This is a genomic window from uncultured Campylobacter sp., assembly GCF_938030815.1.
In the GTDB taxonomy this organism is placed as follows: domain Bacteria; phylum Campylobacterota; class Campylobacteria; order Campylobacterales; family Campylobacteraceae; genus Campylobacter_B.
Map to the genome: position 1 here is coordinate 1 of NZ_CALHII010000245.1, position 4,197 is coordinate 4,197.

The following is a 4,197-nucleotide window of genomic DNA, read 5'->3' on the forward strand; positions in this document are numbered from 1 at the left end:
AATTCGAGCTTTTTGAGCGAAAATTTTAAAAAATCAGCCGCGCCGCTTACGTAAAATTTTAAAGCTTTACGCGCAACGGGCGGCTAGAAAAACAAAGAATTTAAAGCTGATTTAAATACTTTATATAATTTTTCGCACTATTTTCTACGGCTTGCTCGCTTTTATCGTAAGTAAAGCCGTATGAGACGAAATTTGGTAGCGTAACTGCGCCGACGAAATTAAATGTAGCCTTAAATGGCGCTAGCACCTCATCTACGCTAAAGCCCACAATGCCGTTTTTAGAGTAGTTTGCCTCAGTCGCGCCAAGTGAGATCGCAAGCGCGAATTTTTTGCCCTTAAGCTTGCCGCCGCTCTCTGTGCCATAAGCCCAGCCGCGCGTAAAAACATCTTCGAGCCACTGCTTCAGGAGCGGCGTGCAGTTTGAAAAACGAAGCGGAAATTGCAGCACGATTTTATCGTGACTTTCGAGCAGTTTTTGCTCCTTTTCCACATCGATTTTAAAATCCGCATAAAGCGCGTAAAGATCGTGAAGCTCGAACTTATCAGGATGGGCTAGCACAGCATCCCTCCAGTGGCGGTTTACAAGCGAGTTTGCGATATTTGGATGAGCCAAAATAATGAGAGTTTTCATTTCTATCCTTTAAATTTGAAATTGCGGGGCGCATTATAGCCCTACTTCGTAAAATTTTTCTCGTTTTATCGCAGGCAGCCTTAAATCCTAAAGCTTTACCGGCCGCCGCCCGCTTATCTTTACAGTAACTTCAAAGAGCGCAATCTTTGAATTCCAAACTTCATCCACTACTCGCGCTTTATTTTAGAAATACTTGCCCTTGGGGCACTCGTTGCGTTTTACGGAGGTTTACCACTTCTTTGCAAATATTCATATTCCATTGCGGAAGCTCGCGCGAGTAAAATTTTAACGAAACCGCCGCGCAGGGGAAATTTTAATAAAATTTAGCATCGTTTTTCTGCGAGCATTCGCCGCAACAAACAAATTGAAGCGAAATTTAGCCGCGCTTAAATTCTAAAACTTTGTCCGCCGCTTTCGTCATCAGACTCCAAGCCATCGTCGCGCTCTTTTGAGTGTCCGTCACGCTTTCGTGCAGGCTCGTTACGCTCCTGCGAAGACTTGCCACTTTCCTGCGGGTGGTAGTTACAACAAAAAATTTTGAGTAAAATTTAGCGTAATTTAAATTCTAAAGCTTTGCCTACCAGCCGCCTCTTCAGGATCTGAATTATCATCGCGCTCCTGCGAGCGCCCGCCGCGCAGCTCCTGTCTGGGCTGCACGCCAAGGCCCTCCAAGACTTTACCGATACTTTCGTTCGCATCCTTGATGATGCCTTGCAGGCTCTGCCCCATCTGATCAAGGTTTTTGCCCGCCTCGCGCGCCGCCGCCTCGCCCTGCTTTAGCAGATCCTTGGTCCTATCGGCGTTGCGAGCGGCGAAATCGTTCAAGACTTCAGGCGCTTTTTTCTGCAAATTTTGCAAGGCCTCGCCAAAAACTCTAGCATCGTTCGCAAGCTCGTCTATCGTGGAATTTAGATCGGATTTTTGCTTGCTCTCAAAGCCCTGCGGCACGGAGCTTTGCATAGAATTTTGCGTAGAGCTTTGAACGGAATTTTGACCCAAGCTATCCGCGCTTTTATTAAAATTTTGCCCTTGATTACCCGCGCTAAAATTCTGTTCCGATCGTGCGCTTTGCTCGCGATTTTGCGCGTCCGATCCGCCGTCGCAGCCGCTCAAAACGCACGCCGCGGCTAGCGCTAAAGTAAAATTTCGCGCCGCATTTATAAAACTAAAATCGTTTATAAAATTAAAATTTCTAGCGCGACCCGCCGAGATAAAATTTAGTCCGCCGTCCGCCGAAGTAAAATTTCGCGCACCGCCTGCCGAATCGAAATTTTGCCATCGTTCAAAGCCATGCTCGCCGCTCGCTCTGATAAAATTCTGCGCCGAATCGCGTCCGCACCCTTTCAAAATTCGTCTTTTCAAAATCCGCTCCTTTAAATTTCATCTCTCGCAATCGCGCTCGGAAGCCGCCCGAAAAACAGATCGCTTCTAAGCTTCAAAAGCAAGCAAATAGCGATATCGGCGCTTTGTTCGCGGATGTAGTTTCGATCGCCTTTTAGATGAAATTCCCCGACGATCTGTTTGCCGCCCTGCTCCTTCGCGCCGATGAAGACCGTCCCTACGGGCTTTTGCGCGCTTCCGCCGCCGGGGCCCGCGATACCGCTTACCGCAAGAGCGAAGCTCGCCCCGCTGCTTTGCAGCGCACCCTCCAGCATCTCGCCCACGGTCTGCGCGCTTACCGCGCCGTAGCGAGCGAGCGTATCTTCGCCTACGTTTAGCCAGAGATTTTTTATCTCGTTGGCGTAGCTTACGAGCGAGCCGTCAAAAACGTCGCTCACGCCCGCGACCGCGCCGAATTTTGCGGCGATGAGCCCTGCGGTGCAGCTTTCTGCGAAGGTGATCTTAGCGCCTATCTCGCGCAGTCTATCCACCACAAAGCCCATAAAATCGCCGCCTTCGATGTAGCAGCTCTCATAATACTTGCCGACGCTTTGTAAAAACGCGTCCAGCGCTCCGAATTTCATCGCACTGGCGCGCACTAGCAGCAAAAAGGAGCTGGGCCTGCTGATCGTAAGCGAAATTTTATAACTGATCGCAAGGCTCTCTAGGCGCTGCTTTACGCTTTCGTATTCGCAATCGAATAGATAAAAGCTCTCGCCCGCATTCGGCGCGTCTTGAAGGATCGGCGGCAAGCTCTGCAAGCAAAGCGCCTTGATCACGTTTACCGAGCAGCCTCTGATGTTTAGTAGGAAGCTGTTTTTCGCCACCGTGCGCGCCATCGAGGGCGCTAGGGTTTCTCCGTTTTTCAGCTCGAGCGAATCGAAAGAGAGCGTGGATAAAATTTTTCCGACGACCGCGTAGGCGGAGTTTGCCGCAAAGATCGTGATAAAATCGTACGAATCGATCATCTTTTCAAGCGCGAAGGGCAAAACCTTATCGTTTTCGCTTAAGAATTTCAGATCGTCGATCCGCCCAAAAACTCGTTCGTAGCTGCGAGAAATATAGCTCATCAAAGCCGCGTCGTAGCGGATCTCCTCGCCGATTACAAGGATGATATTTTTCATAAAGACCCTCATTAAATTTTCGCACATTATAGCATAAACGCAGACTGCTCTTTCAGAGCTTTTTAATGGCGTTTTGGATAAACTTCACAAATTTTTTAAGACACGAAAAGGTACAAATATGGACTACAAAGATACTCTCTTTCTTCCTACTACGGATTTTGCGATGCGAGGCGCGCTACCGCAAAACGAACCTGCGCGGTTTAAGGCATGGTACGACGAGCGTAAAATTTACGAAAAGATGAAAGCTAGGCGCAAGGGCGCAAGCGTCAGCTTTAATATCCACGACGGCCCGCCGTATGCCAACGGACACCTCCACATCGGCCACGCGCTGAATAAAATTTTAAAAGACATCATCACCAAAACCCATTATTTCTTCGGCGAAGATATCCGCTACGTGCCGGGCTGGGACTGCCACGGTCTGCCGATCGAGCAGCAAGTAGAGATCAAACTAGGCGAGCGGAAAAAATCGCTTTCAAAAGTGCAGATCCGCGAGCTTTGCAGACAGCACGCCAAAGAGTTCATCGACGTGCAGCGCAATGAATTTAAAGATATGGGGATTTTGGGCGACTGGGACGATCCGTATTTGACGCTAAAATTTGAGTTTGAGGCTGAAATTTACAAAGCGCTCTGCCAGATCGCGAAAAAAGGAATTCTGATCGAGCGCTCAAAGCCCGTGTTTTGGAGCTGGGCGGCAAAGAGCGCCCTTGCAGAAGCCGAAGTTGAATACAAAGACAAAGAGGACTACTCGATCTTCGTGGCGTTTGATCTAAGCGGTGAAGCGAACGCTAAAATCGGCGCGAAAGGCGCTAAAGCGGTCATCTGGACGACCACGCCTTGGACGCTGCCCGCAAACGGCGCGATATCTTTGAACCCGAATGAAATTTACGCGCTGACGAGCGAAAATTTAATCCTTGCAAAACCTTTGGTCGAAAGCCTCGTAAGCCTGGGCATCACCAAGGGCGAGATCGTAAAGGAATTTAGAGCTACCGAGCTTGAAGGCCTAAACGCGATCAATCCGCTAAACGATAGAGCTTCAAAGTTTATCCTCGGCGAGCACGTCCT

General features: G+C 49.1%; 5 protein-coding genes. 1 reads left to right on the top strand and 4 read right to left on the bottom strand.

All coding sequences use genetic code 11. The annotated features are described in order from the left end of the window. Positions 1 to 100: 100 nt before the first annotated feature. From Q0277_RS09160 to Q0277_RS09175, 4 genes are all read right to left on the bottom strand, one after another. Positions 101 to 631 carry an NAD(P)H-dependent oxidoreductase gene (locus Q0277_RS09160; protein ID WP_297997447.1) on the bottom strand — a complete coding sequence of 177 codons (531 nt, stop codon included), beginning with the start codon at positions 629 to 631 and terminating at the stop codon, positions 101 to 103. Positions 632 to 1,007: 376 nt separating this feature from the next. Further along, entirely contained in the window at positions 1,008 to 1,136 is a 129-nt protein-coding gene (locus tag Q0277_RS09165; protein ID WP_297997448.1) for a hypothetical protein, read from the bottom strand. A gap of 53 nt (positions 1,137 to 1,189) precedes the next feature. Continuing rightward, entirely contained in the window at positions 1,190 to 1,993 is an 804-nt protein-coding gene (locus Q0277_RS09170; protein ID WP_297997449.1) for a hypothetical protein, read from the bottom strand. Between the two features lie 11 nt (positions 1,994 to 2,004). Beyond that, the gene (locus tag Q0277_RS09175; RefSeq protein ID WP_297997451.1) at positions 2,005 to 3,135 is read right to left on the bottom strand and encodes a CinA family protein; all 1,131 of its coding nucleotides are present in this window, start codon (positions 3,133 to 3,135) and stop codon (positions 2,005 to 2,007) included. A 118-nt stretch (positions 3,136 to 3,253) separates the two neighbouring features. Here Q0277_RS09175 and Q0277_RS09180 point away from each other — a divergent pair. Then, positions 3,254 to 4,197: class I tRNA ligase family protein (locus Q0277_RS09180; RefSeq protein ID WP_297997452.1), on the top strand; the 944-nt coding region annotated here is incomplete at its 3' end.

Excerpts from the sequence above, each read along its gene's own strand:
- Q0277_RS09175 (WP_297997451.1), bottom strand. The coding sequence starts at position 3,135 with ATGAAAAATATCATCCTTGTAATCGGCGAGGAGATCCGCTACGACGCG.
- Q0277_RS09160 (WP_297997447.1), bottom strand. The coding sequence starts at position 631 with ATGAAAACTCTCATTATTTTGGCTCATCCAAATATCGCAAACTCGCTT.